Genomic DNA, 16759 nt, shown 5'->3' with positions numbered 1-16759 from the left:
AGGCTGGATGTGGAAGCAGGGACTAAAGACCTGTGGAGCTGACCAGTACTAATAAGTCGATAAATTGATAACACCCCACCTCACTGGGCAACCCTCGGGTTGTCGAATGGTGACTGAGAAGAATTCTCGCGTCCACTTTGTGGTTCCCGATTTACGGTCGGGAACTGCGCCCAGCACACACTGCTGAGCACCCACCTTGGTGGAATGCTCTGCGATGTGAACTGGCCCAGACTGATACATAAATCAATAGTGTTTCGGCGGCCATAGCGAGAGGGAAACGCCCGGTTACATTCCGAACCCGGAAGCTAAGACTCTCTGCGCCGATGGTACTGCAAGGGGGACCTTGTGGGAGAGTAGGACACCGCCGGACTTCAATTGTAAAATAGCCACACCCTTCGGGGTGTGGCTATTTTGCGTTAACCACCCACGATCTTCGTCCACCGCCGGGTGCAGTTCTTGTACGATCGAAGCTCGGCGACGAGCGGACAGACATCCAGCGCCGTGCTAGCGGAGCTCCGCGTCGACCCACTCGGAGCCGACGCTCACGAGCGACCGCGAGCCCGACGTGATGCCGGCAACGCGCTCGGCCAGAGCTGATTCGTCGCCAGGGTCCGCCGCCAACGTCATCACCGCTGAACTTCCGTACTCGGTGCCGACGACCGTGACGCCGTGTTGGCGCAACTCAGACTCAACCCGCCCAGCATCCGCATGAGGGAGTGCCAGCTTAAACAGCTCACGCCGTGATCGAAGAACAAGACGCTTCTGGACGCGCAACCCGTCGACGGCGAGTGCTGTGGCATCCGAGTAGGCGCGGATAAGACCGCCGGTGCCCAAGAGGGTGCCGCCAAAATAGCGTGTAACCACCGCAACGCAATCAATGAGATTGCGGCCGGTGATCACGTCGAGAATGGGGCGTCCGGCGGTTCCTGACGGCTCACCATCATCGTTTGATCGGCGAACCTGATCTGGCTCAGTTGAAGAGCCGAGGACAAACGCAGAGCAGTGGTGCCGCGCATCCCAATGGGTTTTACGCGCCTGTTCGATGACGTCTCGGGCATCCGCTTCGTTGTCGACTCGGACTATGCGGCACAGGAAGCGTGATCGTTTGACTTCGAGTTCGGCTTCGGCGGTGGCACCGGGGCCTCCGCGTAACGTGTACTCGCGCATCCATCCATTGTCTCGCACTCGCATCGGGATGGTGGCGCACGGGCTCACGAGCGCGGCGTAGGCTGAGAACATCATGGAGCTGTTTGCCGCAATCATTCTGTTTATCAGTGCGCTGTTCAATGTCATCGCGTGGCCGCGATTCTTCAAGCGCGTCAGCGCTGACCCTCGGGCGCGCGACACCGCGGGAAAGGCCACCGCGTTCTACCGTGTGCACGCCGTGCTGCTCGGAATCGCATTGGTGATTGCTGCGGCATCCGTGCTTGCCGGCATACTTCTGCTGCTACGTGGCTAACTGATGCTGAGCTAGAGCTACTAGCTGCTAGCTGCTAGCAGCTAACTGCTCTTGTTCGGAGATTCGGCGAGATAGTCGCGCAAGACGTTCGCGTGATTGACCTGGGGATCATGAGCGGCGTAGAGCAGCGTGACGTGGTCGTGGGACTCCAAGCGGGCGATCGCATCGGGCACGTCTGGATTCTCGTCCAGTTCGAGACGATAGCGGGCGGCAAATTCATCGAGCCGCGCAGGATCGTGGTTCCACCATGTGCGCAATTCTCTGCTGGGCGCGAAGTCTTTGCACCATGCGTCAAGTTCGGCGCGGGCCTTGCTGACGCCACGCGGCCAGAGCCGGTCAATAAGCACCCGGTAGCCGTCCTCAGCCTGTGCGGGCTCGTAGATTCGTGCAGTTACGAACGTCGTCATGCGGGATTTCTCCCCTCTCGTCGCTGTGGTCACCATAGCTGGCGAAGCTTTGAACGGGGAAAGACCGGCTCGCGGACGCGGCCTGAATGCAGTTGTCAGCATCGTCGCCCAGTATAGGGAGTATGAGTTTCAAGCTCCCGCCGCTGCGGAATCCACGACGCACTATTGGTGATCGAACCTTCGACTTCTCGCGCCAGGTTGCGGTGATGGCAATCGTGAATCGCACGCCCGATTCTTTTTACGATGCGGGAACCAACTATGCGCTAGAGGACGCTGTTGCCGCGTCGCTGCGGGCTGTCGAGCAGGGAGCCGATTGGATCGACATCGGCGGTGTTCCGTTCGCTCCAGGCGACCCGCTGAGCGTCGAGGAGGAGTGCGAGCGAGTCGTTCCTGTGGTGCAGGCGCTTCGCGAAGCATCCGACGTCGTGATCTCCGTCGACACGTTCCACGCTGAGGTTGCACGCCGCAGCATCGCGGCCGGTGCCACGGTGATCAATGACACGACAGGCCTGAGCGATCCTGACCTCGCCGGAGTTGTTGCTGCCAGTGATGCATCGCTCATTCTTGTTCATTCGCGGGCGCAGCCACGCACCCAGTTCGCGCGGCCGCAGTATGACGATGTTGCGGCAGAGGTGCGTGACTTTCTGCAGAGCCGAGTCGAGCAAGCTTTGGATTCTGGAGTTGCCGACGATCGGCTCTTCATCGATCCGGGGCATGACCTGAACAAGAACACGCTGCACAGCCTCGAACTCACGCGCCGCCTCGACGTAATCACCGAACTCGGGTTGCCGACCCTCGTCGCGCTCTCCAATAAAGACTTCATCGGCGAAGTGCTTGATAAGCCGAAGCATGAACGGTTAGAAGGTTCGCTCGCAGCCGCCGTGGCATCCATCCTCAATGGCGCGAGGGTGGTGCGGGTGCACGAGGTCGCTGAAACGGTAGCTGCCGTGCGCATGACGGAAGCGATTCTGGGGCTCCGCGAGCCCGCGCTGCTGAAGCACAACATGTCCGACATCAACGAAAGGTAGGCACTGTGGCCGACGCATCTGAGATCCATTCCCTGAGCGCAGGCGCTCCTCTGACCGACGAGCAACTGCTGGCGAGCTACGCGGTAGCTGATCGATCGGTGCCGTGGTTGCGCGCGAACTTTGTGTCGAGCATCGATGGTGCTGCTACCCACGAGGGAGTATCGGGTGGCCTTGGCACGGACTCAGACGGTCGTGTTTTCGGGCTGCTCCGTCGACTTGCGGATGTCATCGTCGTTGGCGCAGGAACAGTGCGGCAAGAGGGTTACCGCAACCTCGCTCTCGACGCGGAATCTGCGGAGTGGCGGACTTCGCAAGGACTCGCTGCTCAGCCACCGTTTGCGATTGTGACGGCATCCCTGCGGCTGGAACCGGGAGACCTAGGCAGCTATGCGACGCGCCCCCTCGTGGTGACCACCGAGAGCGCACCCGCGGAGAGTCGTAAGCGAATCGAAGAGGTTGCTGACGTGATCATTGCGGGGGATGCTGCCGTAGACACCGTCGAGATGAAACACCTTTTGGCGGAGCGCGGGCTAGTTCAGCAGCACAGCGAGGGCGGTCCAACACTCTTCGCAACCATGATTGCCCAAGGCGTTGTCGACGAGCTTTGCCTCACCGTGAGCCCGCGGCTTGAAGGCGGCTCGGCGCGACGTATTGTGGACGCGGCGGATGCGACACCGCAAAACATGTCGCTCGCGCACGCGCTGTCCGCGCCCGATGGAACGCTACTGCTGCGCTACCTCCGCGCCGCTCGCTAGCGCGCTGTCGTTGCGATACGCGCGCGCTAGCACTCGACGACGTTGACGGCGAGACCGCCCATCGACGTCTCTTTGTAGCGCGAACTCATATCCTTGCCGGTCTCGGCCATCGTGATAATGACCTCATCGAGCGAGACGCGGTGCTCGCCATCACCCCACAACGCCATCTTCGCAGCGTTGATCGCCTTCGAGGCAGCAATCGCGTTGCGCTCAATGCACGGGATTTGCACGAGTCCACCAATAGGATCGCACGTGAGTCCGAGGTTGTGTTCCATCGCAATCTCGGCCGCATTCTCGACCTGCGCGGGAGTTCCACCGAGAATTTCAGCGAGCCCCGCAGCCGCCATGGAGGAGGCCGAGCCAACCTCGCCCTGACATCCGACCTCGGCGCCCGAGATGGAAGCCATGCGCTTGTAGAGCACGCCCACGGCCGCGCTGGCCAGCAAGAAGCGCACGGTAGCGTCATCCTTCGTCGCTTGGTCGGCGTCTTTCATACCTGGTGCGTAGTGGGTCGCGTAGAACAGCACGGCCGGGATGATGCCAGCAGCACCGTTGGTGGGGGCGGTGACGACCCGGCCACCTGAGGCATTTTCTTCGTTGACGGCTAGGGCAACGAGGTTGACCCATTCCTGCCAAAAGTTCGGATCGCGGTTGGGGTCTTCTTCGCGTAGGCGTCGGTGCCACTCGGGAGCCCGACGCCGCACCTTCAAATTGCCGGGCAGGTTACCGGTGCGTTCGAGGCTGTTGTTCTTGCACTCGTCCATGACATCGCGGATGTGCAGGAGCCCAGCAACCACCTCAGACTCGGGGCGGCGCGCCAACTCGTTGCGCAACATCACGCCGCTGAAGCTGAGCCCTTCGGCGCGACAGTGCGCGAGCAATTGCGCTGCAGTGCGGAACGGCAGCGGGTCTGCCACAGCGGCTGGGCCGCTAGAGGAGCTGCCATCACGGTTGTCGCCCTCCCGATAGATGAAACCGCCACCGATCGAGAAGTAGGTTGCCTCGAGAATTGCGGTGCCATCCGCATCGTATGCCGCAAAGCGCATGCCGTTCGGATGCCCGTCGAGCACGGTGAGCGGGTGCAGGGCGATGTCGGACTCGCGGAACGGCAGATCGTGACTCGCGCCCAAGCGCAGCAGCCCAGATTCTTCGATGCGGGCCAGAATCTGTTCCATCTCTGCGGGGAGAACCTGGTCGGGGAGCTTGCCCTCCAAGCCAATGAGTACCGCGCTCATCGTGCCGTGGCCAGCACCGGTTGCGGCGAGAGAACCGTAGAGGCGAACGCTGAGAGTGTCGACAGCGTCGAGCATCCCGTGGTCGGAAAGATCAGCGGCGAAGGACGCAGCCGCGCGCATGGGGCCGACCGTGTGTGAACTGGAGGGGCCGATGCCGACCGTGAACAGATCGAAGCTGCTGAGGGGCACCTCTTCGAGCGAGGGCGTTGGTACTTCAGTTCGGGGGGTCAGATTGCGAATGGCCACGGTGACTCCGTTTCTTCACCGCACAGCGTCGTACGGGTGTCGTCGAGTCCTCTCCGCTCTGTATCGGGCCTGAGAGTTTCCGCACGCTTGTGGCGTTGCGTTGCCCCGTCGGCGAGTCGGACAGGGCCGACTGCTTTTCAGAGTTGCCTATCCACTGCGGTACTGGGGCCTGAGAGATTCCCGGAGAGGGTTTGCTCCTACGGCGCCAACCAACGATCGGAAGGACTCTCCCGCAGCGGAATGACGGCTGTTCACTTGTGCCCTCAGCATACACTTGAGCCTGCCTCGCAGACCCGTCAATCTCGCGCCGGACTGGTGCTCAGTCGAGCGGGCGTTCCACCACTCAGCGCTGCGAAACGCACGCTCGTTGAGACGGTTTAGTCCTCCGGGTCTGAGGGATCGATCGGCTCGTGGTGGTCAGCGTTTGTCACTCCACGGCGCCAGTAACCGTCGGCTGTTACTTGCTGCTTGGGGAGGCCAAGCTCGCGGCGCAGGTAGCGCCGAAGCGGAACAAGGGTGGTGGCTTCGCCGGCGAGGAACACGAAGGTGGATTCACCGATCTCACCGAGCGCGCGTAGCGCGGCTTCCAGCTGCCCAAGACCGTCACGGCGATAGAACCACTCGGCATCCATGCGCGCCTTTAGCTCGTCGCTGAAGTAGCTCTCAAGGCTTTCGTCGGCGACGTCGAACAGGGCGGTGATGTTTACCGAGGTGGGGAGCATGTCGATCCAGCGCGAGGCTGCCGGGAACGCCGTTTCGTCCACGATCAGGATGACGTGGGTTGCGCCAACGGGCAGCAGTCGTGATCCCCGCGGACCGGCGATCACGAGGCTGTCGCCAGCGGCGGCTTTTCCGGCCCAGGCGGAGGCGGGCCCCTCGTCTCCGTGGACGACGAAGTCGATGTCGAGCTCGTGACGACCAGCATCGCTGCGGAAACCGAGCGGGGTGTAGTCACGCGAGATAACCTTGCCTTCGCCCTTGGGCTTCTTGATTCCATCGGCGGTCATCGTGGGTGCGGTGAGCACGCCGGTTGCGGGATCGGGAAAGAATACTTTGACGTGGTCGGTGGGGCCACTGCTGACAAATCCGGCGAGTTCATCACCGCTGAGGGTAATGCGCGCAATCGACGGCGCCGGGTGGCTGACGGCGCTCACCGTCAGGTGGCGGATGACGAGGGGATGCTTGACGGAGTCACGTTCAATTGTCATAGGCGATGGGCGCGGGCGCCAGCTCATTTCCGTAAAAGTTAGGCTTACCTAACTACTGTAACCCTCGCGAGCGGGGAGAGCTAGAGCGACGGCGCGGTTTCTGTCGTCGTGATGGAGATTTCGCCCTCGAGCGAGCGATGCACGGGGCACTTATCGGCAATGACGAGAAGCGAAGCACGTTGCTCGGCAGTGAGGTCGCCCTCGAACGTGAGCTCGCGTGTGAAATGCTCGACCATTCCTTCGGTCGAGGTGCAGTGCTCGCACGCGGCCGCGTCGATACGCTCGCGACTCAGCCGAACGCTGACCGACTTCAACGGCATCTTTTTGCGGTCGGCGTACATCCTGATGGTGATGGAAGTGCAGCTTCCGAGCCCGGCCAAGACAAGGTCATAGGGCGCTGGGCCATGATTTTCGCTCAGCGGTGCAGGCTCATCAGAGATGAGCTCGTGACCCGAAGCAAAGACGCGCTGTTCGTAGCGCGCAGGGCCGCTCTCGGTGACGATCACCGAGCTGCCATCGGCGGTGATCGAGGCGCTCGGGTGGGCGACGACCGGAGGAGTCTTCGGTCCAGCACTGCTCGCCCGCTGTTCTGGGGCTGCGGTGTGGTCGAAAGCATAGCGAGCCGACCAGGCCGCGATCATGCTGGCCGCGAAAGCAGCATCATCACGATTGCTCAGGAGATGATCCGCACCATCGAGCGCCACGAACGACTTGGGGTGCTTCGCTGTTTCGAAGATCTCCCGCGCGTTGTCGATGCCCACGGTCTGATCGATGGGGGAGTGCATGACCAAAAGTGCGGCATCCAGATCACGCAGTCGAACCGACTGCGGCTGTGCGGCAATGTCATCGAGGAGTTGTTTGCGGATGCGGAACTCGCGGCCGCCCAGCTGAACCATTGCTTCTCCCGCAGTCACAATTTCCTCGCTCGCGTGGGCGAACAGATTCGTGATGTGGGCAGGATCGCTGGGACTGCCGAGCGTGACGACAGCACGCGTCGAGGGCACGCGATGGGCTGCCGCGAGCACGGCGGCTCCGCCCAGGGAGTGTCCAATGAGGATCGTGGGGGCGCGGTAGTTGGTGCCGAGATATTCAGTGGCGGCCACAACATCATCGATGTTTGAGCTGAAGTTAGTGTTAGAAAAATCACCGTCGGAGCCGCCCAAGCCAGTGAAGTCGAAGCGCAAGACGGCGATGCCGTAGTCAACGAGTGCTTTCGAAATGCGTGAGGCAGCGAATGAGTCCTTCGAACACGTGAAGCAGTGAGCGAAGAGCGCGTAGGCGGAAGGGGTGCCTTCGGGGAGGTCGAGGCGGGCCGCCAGCATGGAGCCGTTGGAGCCGGGGAATTCGATCTTCATTGTCCGTTACCGCTTTCGTGTCGACTTGCTCCAGCGTTTCTTATCCGGATACCGGATGCAACGCCCCCATGCTCTCAGTTCTTCCCGTTAACGCCGGAACGGCTGGCAAAGACCGTGTCTTCGCCAGCCGTTCCGAAAAGAAAATTACTCTGCGGCACCTGCAAGCGAACCGCTGATCTGGTCGCCGGAGGGGTCGTAGACGAGACACAAGATCTCGCGGTCGCCCTCTGACCAGCTGCCCTCGGTGGGGTAGTACCAGGAGAAGTCGTAGACCGAGTCTTCGTACTCTGCGCCGATGAAGGTTCCGAACTCTGCGTAGCAGTCAGCCGTTGCCTGATCTTCAATTGCGGAGTCACCGGGGAAATCACCGTCGGCCATGTAGGACGCCGCGTAAACCTCTGCATCGTGCGGCTCGGCGCAGTCGATGGTCTTGGTGCTGGAAACTTCGCCGCCGTCTTGGTTGCCGACTTCGCAGTCACCAATAACGAGGCTGAAGATATCTTGAGTGGTGCCGGCTCCGGGGTCGACGGCATCCGAAATTTCGTTCGTAACTTGATCGATGATGCTGCAGCCACTGAGCGCCACAGCTGCAACAGCAATGGTGGCGATGGCGAGCGTCCGGCGCCAGATGTTATCTGTCGTCATAGAAGTGGGTCTCTTTCGTCTGAGGTGATAACGCTTCGTTCTTCTCAAGCTTAGTGAAATTCAGCACATTCACAGGTCGAAGAAGCGGGAAAAACGCTAATGAGAGCCCAAAAACCCTAGAACTTCGTCGTGAAGTACGCCATTTGTTGCCAGAGCGTTACCTTCCCACGGTCCGGGAACGCCTTCAACAGAAGTGAAACGACCGCCGGCTTCCAACACAATGGGGATCAGAGCCGCCATATCGTAGGGCTTCAAATCGAATTCGCCCACGACATCGAGCGCACCTTCGGCGAGCAACATGTACGCCCACATATCGCCGATCGCGCGCGAACGCCACGTGGCACGAGTCAACGCAACGACAGCATCGAGGCGACCAGCTTCATCCCAGCCCGGCAGGCTGTTGTAGCTGATGGATGCCGCCTCAAGCGAGGACACCTTGCTCACTGAGATCTGTTCAGGCTCGCCATCGCGGGCCTGAGCGAAAGCGCCGTGACCGGTGGCCGCCCACCACCGCTTACCAAGAGCGGGGGAACTGACCACTCCAACCTGGGGCACACCATCGATGACGAGCGAGATAAGTGTTCCCCAGATGGGGACGCCGCGCAAAAAGTTTGAGGTGCCATCGATGGGATCGATAATCCACTGGCGGTTCGAGTCTCCGGCCTCGCCATACTCTTCTCCGAGAATCGAGTCTCCGGGACGGGCAGCAGCAATTCCGGCACGGATGCTGCGCTCAACAGCTTTGTCGGCATCCGTGACCGGCGTGCGGTCGGGCTTAGTCGTGACTTCGAGATCGAGCGCGGTGAAGCGGTCGAGCGAGATGAGGTCGGCATCGCCGGCAAGGGCGAGCGCGAGGGAAAGATCGTCGGCGAGAGTGTATTCGGTCACGACTACACGCTAGCGGAACCGAGTGTCGTGATGAGCCGCTGGAACGAGTCGAGGCGTAACTTACCGACCTCGCCGAGCGCTCCGGCTGCGACCGCTTCAGCGATCGCGCAGTCGGGGGCATCAGGCAAGTGAGTGCAGCCGCGCGGACACTCTTCGGCAAGCTCGGCCAAGTCGGTAAACGACGACAAGATCTTGCTCGGGTCGATGTGACCGAGGCCAAAAGATCGAACTCCGGGAGTATCGACGACCCAGCCGGTGCCCACGCGATACGAAATGGTTGACGACGACGTGTGACGCCCGCGCCCCGTGACTGCGTTGACATGGCCGACCGCGCGATTAGCGTCGGGCACAAGAGCATTTACGAGCGTCGATTTGCCCACTCCCGAGTGGCCAACCGCAACCGTAGTGTGGCCGTCGAGAAGGGCACGCAGCTCGTCGAGGGGAACCTCATCCGAACGGCTCTCGATCACTGTCAGATCGAGACCGGCAAAGTTCTCCAAGAACGGCGCCGGATCTTGCAGGTCAGTTTTGGTGATGCACAGGATGGGATCAATCCCCGCATCAAAGGCCGCCACGAGATAGCGGTCGACGAGTCTCGGTCGCGGCTCCGGGTCGGCGGCGGCAACAACGATGAGCATCTGGTCGGCGTTGGCGACAATGATGCGTTCGACGGCATCCGTGTCGTCGGCGCTGCGGCGAAGCAGTGTGGCGCGCTCTCGGATGCGCACGATGCGCGCGAGAGTGCCTTCGGTGCCGGTCGTATCGCCGACGAGGTCGACCCAGTCACCCGTAACGACCGACACTTTGCCCTGTTGGTTGCGGCCGAGTTCGCGGGCACGAGCGGCGATGATTTGGCGTTCGTCTGGCGTTCCCTCGTCTACCCAGACGCCGTAGCGGCCCCGATCGACGCTAAAGACGCGTCCTTCGATGGCGTCCGCGTGGTCGGGGCGAATCTTGCTCCGTGGCTTATTCGCCTTGGGGTTCGGCCGCATGCGAATCGAACTCTCATCGTATTCGCTGTACTTGCGGTCATCATCGTCGTCATCGCCCGTGAGCCAACTCATCGTTAGAGCAATCCGAGAGTGTCAGTGGTCAGCGGAGCATCGCCGACGAGCGTGCGCCACAGTTCTGGGAACTGGGGGAGCGTCTTGGCGGTGGCGTCGATACCCTCAATCTCCACGCCTTCAATGGCAAGGCCAATGATGGCGCCAGCCGTGGACATCCGGTGGTCTTCGTAGCTGTGCCACACGCCACCGTGGAGTTCGGCTGGCTCAATGTGGAGACCGTCGTCGAGTTCGGTGACGGCTCCGCCGAGCGCGTTGATCTCGGTGCGTAAGGCTGCGAGACGGTCGGTTTCGTGGCCGCGCAAGTGACCGATTCCCGTGATTGTGCTCGCGGACGACGCGAGTGCTGCAATCGCCACGATTGCGGGAGCGAGCTCACCACCGGTAGAAAGGTCGAGCTCAATTCCGGGGTAGCGCTGGCCGCCCACGACGCCTACGCCGCCATCGACAGTGAGCGCGCCATCTTTGCGAGTGACTGTCGCCCCGAAAAGGGGAAGTAGCTGCTCAAGGTCAGCACCGACCTGAGTGGTTGACTCTGGCCAGCCTTCAATCGTGACAGTTCCGCCGGCCACGATCGCGGCAGCCAAGAACGGCGCTGCATTAGAGAGGTCGGGCTCGAGCGCCACGTCGATCGCGCGGATGGGGCTAGCGGGAACAACCCACACCCCGGGTTCCGGACTCTCGACCGTGACCCCACGTGCAGCAAGGCATGCCACCGTCATTTCAATGTGCGGCATGCTCGGCAGCTTGTCACCGGTGTGACGCAACGTGAGTCCGTTCTCGAAGCGTGCTGCCGCGAGAAGAAGACCAGAAACGAATTGGCTGGATGCCGAAGCATCGATGCTGACGTCGCCGCCGGCAACCGTGCCCATGCCATACAGGCTGAAGGGGAGGGTTCCGCGACCGTCGTCGGACACATCCACGCCGAGCGCTCGCAGTGAGTCAATCGTGGTGCGCATGGGACGACGAAGGGCTGCTTCGTCGCCGTCGAAAGCGACCGGGCCGAGGGCGAGCGCCGCAACGGGCGGCAAGAAACGCATGACCGTTCCCGCGAGACCGCAATCGATTGAGGTGCCACCTTCGAGCTCGCCCGGGGTGATCTGTAGGTCGGGACCAAAAGCGTTCCCCGTTGCGATCTCGTCAATTCTCACGCCGAGCGCGCGGAGAGCCTGAATCATGAGAGCGCTATCGCGCGAATGAAGGGGCGAGTGCAAACGAGAGGGGCCATCAGCGAGGGCAGCCAAGACCAGTTCGCGGTTCGTGAGACTCTTGCTGCCCGGCAAACTCAGCGACGCTGCGAGGGCATGCGAAACGGTGGGCGCAGGCCAGTTTCCGGGCACCGTGGTGTCTGGCACCGTCTCGTCGTCATACGGGCTGAATTCTGGGTTGGAATACTTAGATACGAACATCAGTTACTAAGAGTATCGGCGTTTAAGACCCCACGGAGGAGGCGCCCGTATGACCGCAGTACTGAACACTCAGCAGGATGCCGTCATCAGCGAACTAGAATTGTCGCTAATGACTACCGACAGAGTTGAGCCCAGCGCTACCGATGCTGCCGCTGACGAGAAGCGACGACAGTTTGAAGAGCAAGCGCTGCCCTTTATGGACCAGCTTTTTGGCGCTGCCATGCGTATGACCCGCAATCCCACCGACGCTGCAGATCTCGTTCAAGAGACCTTTGTAAAAGCGTTCCAAGCATTCGGGCAATACCAGCAGGGCACCAATTTGAAGGCCTGGTTGTACCGCATCCAGACCAACACCTTCATCAACATTTATCGCAAGAACCAGCGCAATCCTTATCAGGGCACGATTGATGAGCTCGAAGACTGGCAATTGGGTGGCGCAGAATCTGTCACCCAGTCGGTGTCAACCCGGTCAGCTGAGGCTGAAGCGATTGATCACCTGCCCGACAGCGCGGTGAAGGATGCCCTGCAGTCGATTCCCGAAGACTTCCGCCTCGCGGTCTACTTCGCCGACGTCGAGGGCTTCTCCTATCAGGAGATCGCCGACATCATGAAAACCCCCGTAGGCACCGTAATGAGCCGACTGCACCGTGGCCGTCGTATGTTGCGCGAACTACTGGCCGACTACGCGCGTGACCGCACCCCCGGCACGCCAGCAGCATCAAGGAGCACCAAATGACCGACTGCGGTTGTGAAAAAGCAAAAGCTGAACTCGAGGAATACCTCGACCGCGAACTCAACGAGGCCGACTTTCAGGATGTCTCAAACCATCTCGACAACTGCGAATCCTGCTCGAGCGAACACCTTGTGGCACTCGCGTTGAAGCTCAAGGTCAAGCAGGCCTGCCGTGAGACGGCACCAGATGATCTGCGCAGCGCGATCTTGTCGAAGCTGGCGGGCGCCTAAATACTCTCTAGCGCTGAGCGCCTACAGCTGCTCACTTGCTAACGCAAAAGCGGGCATCCTCCGAAGAGGATGCCCGCTTTTGTTATTAACGCGGGTGCGGTTACGGCTGGGTAATCGCGTGGTCGATCAGTTCGGCCTGCTCAAGCGCGCTGCGCTTCGACGAACCGGTCGCCGGTGAGGCGGATGCCGGACGCGAGGCGAGCTTGATCTCGCGCGACTCAACGTGGCGCTGCAGTTCCAAGCTAATGAACGGCCAAGCACCCTGGTTCTCGGGCTCATCCTGAGTCCACACGATGTCTGCGTTCGGGTACTGGCTGAGAACCACATTCATGTCAGCAACGGGGAGCGGGTAGAACTGCTCCATGCGCACCACGGCAATGTGCTTGATCTCGCGCTTGTCGAGTTCGGCAACGATGTCGTAGTAGGTCTTGCCCGACGTCACGATGACGCGAGTGACGGCCGACTTGTCGTCGAGACGAACATCGTCGAGAACGGGCTCGAAGCGACCACTCGTGAAGTCGGCAACATCACTGGTGGCACCGCGCAGGCGAAGCATCGCCTTGGGGGTGAACACGATCAGCGGACGGCGCGGACGCGAGTAGGCCTGGCGGCGCAGCAAGTGGAAATACGATGCCGGCGTCGACGGGCGAGCCACGATCATGTTGTTCTCGGCACACATCTGCAAGTAGCGCTCGATGCGGGCGGAGGAGTGATCGGGGCCCTGGCCCTCATAGCCGTGTGGCAGCAGCATGACGACGCTTGAACGTTGCGCCCACTTCTGCTCGGCGCTCGAAATGAACTCGTCTACGACGATCTGAGCGCCGTTGGCGAAGTCACCGAACTGGGCTTCCCACATGACGAGAGCGTCGGCACGCTCGACCGAGTAGCCGTACTCGAAGCCGAGAGCGGCGTACTCGCTGAGCAGCGAATCGTAGATCCAGAAGCGTGACTGGTTCTCGGAAAGGTTTTGCAGCGGCAACCACTCTTGACCGTTTTCGCGGTCGTGGAGCACAGCGTGACGCTGAACAAACGTGCCGCGGCGAGCATCCTGACCGGCCATACGCACCGGGGTGCCTTCGAGAAGCACAGAACCGATAGCGAGCAACTCGGCGAAAGCCCAGTCGATGCCGCCCTTGCGGCTCATGTCGGTGCGCTTCTTCAGCAGGGCCTGCAACTTCTTGTGCACGGTGAAGTTTGCCGGTGGGTTAGCGTGCGCATCACCAATGAGCTGAACAACACTCTCGTCGATACCCGTCGTGATGGGCTCCCCGATCGCATCGTCGCGCTGCGAGCCGGGACGCTCGAGGTCAGAAACTCCGTTGCCATCTTTGGTGAGGATCGGCATCGAACCGGTCTGAGCGGCGTGCGTTTCGGCAAAAGCGCGCTCGAGGCGGTCTTGGAAGTCCTGGTGGCTGGCTTCGTACTCTTCCTGAGTGATGTCGCCACGACCAACGAGACCCTCGGTGTAGAGGGTTCGAACGGAACGCTTCGCTTCGATCAAGTTGTACATGAGCGGCTGCGTCATCGAGGGGTCGTCACCCTCGTTGTGGCCACGGCGGCGGTAGCAGATGAGGTCGATCACAACATCGCGGTGGAACTTCTGGCGGTAAGCGAAGGCGAGCTCGGCAACGCGAACAACAGCTTCGGGGTCGTCACCGTTCACGTGGAAGATCGGTGCCTGGACCGTCTTGGCAACATCTGTCGAGTACTGCGACGTGCGGCCCTCGCTCGGCGGCGTCGTGAAACCAACCTGGTTGTTGATGTTCACGTGGATGGTGCCACCCGTGCGGTATGCACGCAGCTGCGACATCTGCAAGATCTCAACAACGATTCCCTGACCGGCCATCGCCGCGTCTCCGTGAACCATGACGGGCAGAACGGCGTAGGAACCAATGGGGCGACGGTCTTGCTTAGCGCGAACGATTCCCTCAAGCACGCCATCTACCGCTTCAAGGTGTGAAGGGTTAGCGGCAAGGTAGACAGGAATCTGGCGACCATCGGCAGCAGTGAAGGTGCCCTCGGTGCCGAGGTGGTACTTCACGTCACCCGAACCCTGAACGGTGCGCGGGTCTTGGGTTCCCTCGAACTCGCGGAAGATTTGACCGTAGGTCTTTCCGGCGATGTTCGTGAGCACGCTCAGGCGGCCACGGTGGGCCATACCGATGGCAACCTCTTCAAGATTGGCCTCGGCGGCTTTCTGGATGACGGCATCCAGCAGCGCAATCGTCGACTCTCCACCCTCAAGGCTGAAGCGCTTCTGGCCGACGTACTTGGTCTGCAGGAAGGTCTCAAAGGCTTCGGCTTCGTTGAGCTTGCCAAGGATGCGCATCTGCTCGTCGTGGCCGGGCTTGCTGTAGGGCTTCTCGACGTGATCCTGGATCCAGCGGCGCTGCTCCGGGTTCTGAATGTGCATGTACTCAATGCCAACGGTGCGGCAGTAGGCATCACGCAGTGTGCCAAGAATCTCGCGCAGCAGGGCTTGACGCTTGCCGCCGAAACCGCCAGTGACAAACTCACGGTCGAGATCCCAGAAGGTAAGGCCGTGGCTCGAAATGTCGAGGTCGGGGTGTGAACGCTGACGGTACTCGAGCGGGTCGGTGTCAGCCATGAGGTGACCACGAACGCGGAACGAGTTAATCAGTTCCTGAACGCGCGACGTCTTGTTGATGTTGTCGGCGAGGTCGACGTTGATGTCGTTGGCCCAGTGAATGGGGTCGTAAGGGATGCGCAACGCCGCGAAGATGTCTTCGTAGAAGTTGTTGGCACCGATGAGTCGCTCGTGGATCTTCTTGAGGAACTCACCCGAGCCGGCACCCTGAATGACGCGGTGGTCATAGGTGCTCGTGAGGGTAACCGTCTTGCCGATACCCAACTCCGTGAGAGTGCGAAGGCTCGCACCCTGGAACTCGGCCGGGTATTCAAGCGCTCCGGCGCCGACGATCGTTCCCGAACCGCGCATGAGGCGGGGAACGGAATGCTCGGTGCCGATTCCGCCAGGGTTGGTGAGCGAAATCGTGTTGCCCATGTAGTCGGGCCCGGTCAACTTGTTCGCGCGGGCGCGAGACACAACATCTTCGTAGGCGGCGAGGAACTCGGCGAAGCCCATCGTCTCGGCGTTCTTGATGCCGGGAACAACGAGCGCGCGCGTGCCATCAGGCTTCGGCATGTCGATCGCGATGCCGAGGTTGATGTGCGCCGGAGTAACAACAGACGGCTTACCATTTGGCTCGTCGTAAAAAACGTTCTGGCTGGGGAACTCTTTGAGAGTCTCGATAATGGCCCACGCGATGAGGTGCGTGAACGACACCTTGCCACCGCGAGCACGCTTGAGGTGGTTGTTGATGACAATGCGGTTGTCAATCATGAGCTTCGCCGGGATCGTGCGAACACTCGTAGCGGTAGGGACCGTGAGGCTTGAGTCCATGTTCGACGCGAGTGCCTTCGCAGCGCCACGGAGGGGAGCAACAACGTTCTCCGTTTTGGGCTTAGCGGCGGCCTCAGCCTTGAGCGTTTCAATCGGAGTCGTCGACGGCGCTTCAGCCGGGATCGGCTGGGGCTTCGGCTCAATCGACGTAGTGCGAGCGATGGGCTGGCTGCCCGTGCTGGGGTTAGCCTCGTCGACGAAGGGCTTGGCCTCGGCGGCGGGAGAGGCTGCAGCGGGGGCCGCGGGAGCGGCGGGAGCGGCGGGAGCTGCAGGAGTTGCTGCGGCGGTGGACTGCGGTGCAGCCGGCGTCGTCGCCGGGGCTGCGGCCGGAGCATCCGGAGTTGTCGACGTGGGAACGGCACTTGAGGGAGTCAAGTCTGCCGATGGCGTATAGCTCTCCAAGAAGGGCCACCAGGATTCCGCTACTAGATTTTTGTCTTCGAGGTACTTTTCGTACATCTCGTCGACCAACCATTCGTTGGCCCCGAAGTCGCCCGAGGAGTCTCCGTCCGCTGCGGTTCCGGTTACTTGGCCTGACACGTCAAACCGCCTACTTTCAGTTCTGGTGATCACAAAAACGGCGCGCGGTCTGCGCGCCAGACATCCCTGACAATGTTAATCGCTTTGTTGTGCGTCTGCTGGCCGTGAGGCGGCGATCTCCCTTATTTTCCTG

At 61.2% G+C, this 16759-nt stretch carries 15 protein-coding genes, 1 rRNA gene and 1 riboswitch; of the genes, 6 read left to right on the top strand and 10 right to left on the bottom strand.

All coding sequences use genetic code 11. From position 1 onward, the window contains the following. Positions 1 to 253: 253 nt before the first annotated feature. Positions 254 to 370: ribosomal RNA gene (gene rrf / locus I6E60_RS14310) — 5S ribosomal RNA — on the top strand. 134 nt (positions 371 to 504) lie between these two features. On the opposite strand, the gene I6E60_RS14305 is transcribed toward rrf, so the two are convergent. After that, positions 505 to 1242 carry a YigZ family protein gene (locus tag I6E60_RS14305; RefSeq protein ID WP_307841874.1) on the bottom strand — a complete coding sequence of 246 codons (738 nt, stop codon included), beginning with the start codon at positions 1240 to 1242 and terminating at the stop codon, positions 505 to 507. Between I6E60_RS14305 and I6E60_RS14300 the strand changes: the two genes are divergently transcribed. After that, complete coding sequence (locus I6E60_RS14300) at positions 1241 to 1459, top strand: SCO4848 family membrane protein (protein ID WP_197181016.1); 219 nt, start codon at positions 1241 to 1243, stop codon at positions 1457 to 1459. The two genes, I6E60_RS14305 and I6E60_RS14300, sit on opposite strands and share 2 nt — an antisense overlap. A gap of 41 nt (positions 1460 to 1500) precedes the next feature. Here I6E60_RS14300 and I6E60_RS14295 read toward each other — a convergent pair whose 3' ends face one another. Continuing rightward, entirely contained in the window at positions 1501 to 1866 is a 366-nt protein-coding gene (locus I6E60_RS14295; protein WP_197181014.1) for a DUF488 domain-containing protein, read from the bottom strand. A gap of 122 nt (positions 1867 to 1988) precedes the next feature. On the opposite strand from I6E60_RS14295, the gene folP reads away from it, so the two are divergent. Together folP and I6E60_RS14285 are read left to right on the top strand one after the other, a co-directional pair. Then, a complete protein-coding gene (gene folP, locus I6E60_RS14290; RefSeq protein ID WP_197181012.1) occupies positions 1989 to 2894 on the top strand; it encodes a dihydropteroate synthase in 906 nt (301 codons plus the stop codon). Positions 2895 to 2899: 5 nt separating this feature from the next. Further along, positions 2900 to 3649, top strand: coding sequence for a pyrimidine reductase family protein (locus I6E60_RS14285; RefSeq protein WP_197181010.1), 750 nt, complete (start codon positions 2900 to 2902; stop codon positions 3647 to 3649). Positions 3650 to 3675: 26 nt separating this feature from the next. Here the strand turns inward: I6E60_RS14285 and I6E60_RS14280 are convergent, their stop codons facing one another. From I6E60_RS14280 to aroA, 7 genes are all read right to left on the bottom strand, one after another. Continuing rightward, on the bottom strand, positions 3676 to 5130 hold the full coding sequence (locus I6E60_RS14280; protein WP_374189226.1) for an L-serine ammonia-lyase: 1455 nt from the start codon (positions 5128 to 5130) through the stop codon (positions 3676 to 3678). 147 nt (positions 5131 to 5277) lie between these two features. Next, positions 5278 to 5373, bottom strand: a riboswitch (glycine riboswitch). 134 nt (positions 5374 to 5507) lie between these two features. Further along, positions 5508 to 6338: a siderophore-interacting protein gene (locus I6E60_RS14275; RefSeq protein WP_197181008.1), complete on the bottom strand. Its 831-nt coding sequence runs from the start codon at positions 6336 to 6338 to the stop codon at positions 5508 to 5510. Positions 6339 to 6418: 80 nt separating this feature from the next. Next, complete coding sequence (locus I6E60_RS14270) at positions 6419 to 7693, bottom strand: bifunctional alpha/beta hydrolase/OsmC family protein (RefSeq protein ID WP_197181006.1); 1275 nt, start codon at positions 7691 to 7693, stop codon at positions 6419 to 6421. Positions 7694 to 7837: 144 nt separating this feature from the next. After that, on the bottom strand, positions 7838 to 8338 hold the full coding sequence (locus I6E60_RS14265) for a septum formation family protein (RefSeq protein ID WP_197126448.1): 501 nt from the start codon (positions 8336 to 8338) through the stop codon (positions 7838 to 7840). 96 nt (positions 8339 to 8434) lie between these two features. Then, positions 8435 to 9226, bottom strand: a complete 792-nt coding sequence (locus tag I6E60_RS14260) for an inositol monophosphatase family protein (RefSeq protein ID WP_197126450.1) — start codon at positions 9224 to 9226, stop codon at positions 8435 to 8437. A 2-nt stretch (positions 9227 to 9228) separates the two neighbouring features. Next, positions 9229 to 10290 (bottom strand): ribosome small subunit-dependent GTPase A, encoded by a 1062-nt coding sequence (rsgA, locus tag I6E60_RS14255; protein ID WP_197126455.1) that lies wholly within the window; start codon positions 10288 to 10290, stop codon positions 9229 to 9231. A 2-nt stretch (positions 10291 to 10292) separates the two neighbouring features. Then, positions 10293 to 11699, bottom strand: coding sequence for a 3-phosphoshikimate 1-carboxyvinyltransferase (gene aroA, locus I6E60_RS14250; RefSeq protein WP_197181004.1), 1407 nt, complete (start codon positions 11697 to 11699; stop codon positions 10293 to 10295). A gap of 109 nt (positions 11700 to 11808) precedes the next feature. Here aroA and I6E60_RS14245 point away from each other — a divergent pair, with 109 nt between their 5' ends. Together I6E60_RS14245 and I6E60_RS14240 are read left to right on the top strand one after the other, a co-directional pair. Beyond that, positions 11809 to 12435, top strand: a complete 627-nt coding sequence (locus tag I6E60_RS14245; RefSeq protein WP_231601699.1) for a sigma-70 family RNA polymerase sigma factor — start codon at positions 11809 to 11811, stop codon at positions 12433 to 12435. Then, a complete protein-coding gene (locus tag I6E60_RS14240; protein ID WP_197108994.1) occupies positions 12432 to 12662 on the top strand; it encodes an anti-sigma factor in 231 nt (76 codons plus the stop codon). Before I6E60_RS14245 ends, I6E60_RS14240 begins: the two co-directional genes overlap by 4 nt. Positions 12663 to 12762: 100 nt before the next feature. Here the strand turns inward: I6E60_RS14240 and I6E60_RS14235 are convergent, their stop codons facing one another. Next, positions 12763 to 16626 (bottom strand): multifunctional oxoglutarate decarboxylase/oxoglutarate dehydrogenase thiamine pyrophosphate-binding subunit/dihydrolipoyllysine-residue succinyltransferase subunit, encoded by a 3864-nt coding sequence (locus I6E60_RS14235; RefSeq protein WP_197181002.1) that lies wholly within the window; start codon positions 16624 to 16626, stop codon positions 12763 to 12765. Between the last annotated feature and the right edge of the window lie 133 nt (positions 16627 to 16759).

Source organism: Salinibacterium sp. SWN167, assembly GCF_015864665.1.
Classification (GTDB): domain Bacteria; phylum Actinomycetota; class Actinomycetes; order Actinomycetales; family Microbacteriaceae; genus Rhodoglobus.
This window is presented reverse-complemented; position numbering and strand designations above follow the sequence as displayed.